At 76.1% G+C, this 1,623-nt stretch carries 1 protein-coding gene; it reads left to right on the plus strand.

Annotation, left to right across the window (positions count from 1 at the left end; genetic code table 11):
* Window positions 1-1,623: WD40 repeat domain-containing protein (locus ACYVE7_RS33715; RefSeq protein ID WP_460370588.1), on the plus strand; the 1,623-nt coding region annotated here is incomplete at both ends.

Consider the following 1,623-nt stretch of genomic DNA (forward strand, 5'->3'; position numbering starts at 1 on the left):
GTCCGCGCCGTCTACCGGACCTCCTTCGAACGCCACCGCACGCTCGCGCCGGCCGCCCGCGCCCGGCTCCTGGCCGTCGACGCCGCCCGCTGGGGCGACGCCGGGCGCGCCCGCTCCTTCCCCGCCCCGCCGGGCTGGAGGGTCGGCTGGGCGACCGGCTCGTTCATCCATCCCGCGCACCGGGGGATGCTGCCGGGGCTGCGCAGCGGCACCGCGATCCTGGCGTGCGGCCGGGTCGACGGCCGTACCGTGAGCGTCACCGCCGACCGCACGTCGGGGCTGCGGATCTGGGACATGTCCCGGCACCGCCCGCTCGGCGAGGCGTTCCACGGCGCCACCCGGCACATCGCGGCGGCGGTGTGCGCCACGGTCGACGGCAGGCCGGTGATCCTCACCGGCGGGGTCGACGGGGCCGTCCGGATCTGGGACGTCGCGGCGCGCCGCCAGCTCGGTGAGCCGCTGCAGAGCCGCCAGGCCACCCATATCGCGGGCTGCGCGGCGATCGACGTGGTCGAGAGCGGCGGCCACTCCTTCGTGGTCGTCGGGTACGGCAGCGGCCAGGTGCGGGTCTGGCGGCTGGCCGACCGCACCGAGATCAGGGCGTTCCCCGACGACTTCGCCGAGGCGGTCGCCGACCTCGCCTGCACGGTCGTCGCGGGGATCGCCCATGTCGCGGTGCTGTACGACGACGGCACGATCCGGCTGTCGTCGCTCTCCGACCGGGTGGAGGTGCGGGCCGTCCGGCTGGGTCCCGGCGAGAGGCGTTTCGCGAGCATGGTGTGGCTGCCGGGCGAGACGGGGCCGCTGCTCGCGGCGGGCGGCTGGGACGGGACGGTCAGCCTCTGGGACCCCGTCACCCTCACCGAGCGGCGCAGACCGGAGATCCGGCTGCCCGGCACGGTCGACGCGCTCGCCCACAGCCGGGTGGACGGGGTGCCCTGCCTGGTCCTGGCCGGCAGCCGTGATCCGGCGCTGCACGTCTGCGACCTGGCGACGGGCGAGCGGCTGGGGCCGCCGCTGACCGGCCATATGGCCAGGGTCGTCCAGATCGTCGGGACGACCATCGCGGGGGTGCCCACCGCGGTCAGCCTCGACAACGACGGGGAGGTGCGGGTGTGGGATCTGCGGGAGTGCCGTCCGATGGGCGATCCGCGGATCGGGCACACCGCGCCGGTCGAGGCGGCGGGCGACCACGGCGCGCTCGTCTACACCACGGACGGCAACCGGCTGCTGACCTGGGATCTGGCCACGGGAGTCCCGCTGGAGACGGCCGACGGCCCCGGCCTGATCCCGGTGTTCCAGATCGCGGAACTGGGCGGGCGGATCATGGCCGTCGGCGGGGAGCCGCACGGCTGGGTCCGGGTGTGGCGTCCCGGCGGCGGGGCGGAGAGCCTGGCGGTGTACGGCTACCACGAGCGGTTGCAGGCGCTGGCCGTCGGCGAGCTGGCGATGCCCGTCGTGGTCACGGGCGGCTCGGAGGGCGACATCGTGGTCAGGGAGCTGCTCGGCGGGACCGAGCTGGCCCGGTGGAAGGGGCACGAGGGCGGCGTCACGGGGGCGGCGGTCACGCGGATCGCGACCGCCGCGGTGATCGTGACGGGCGGAGGCGACGGCGAGGTCCGG

Source organism: Actinocorallia lasiicapitis (assembly GCF_054778695.1).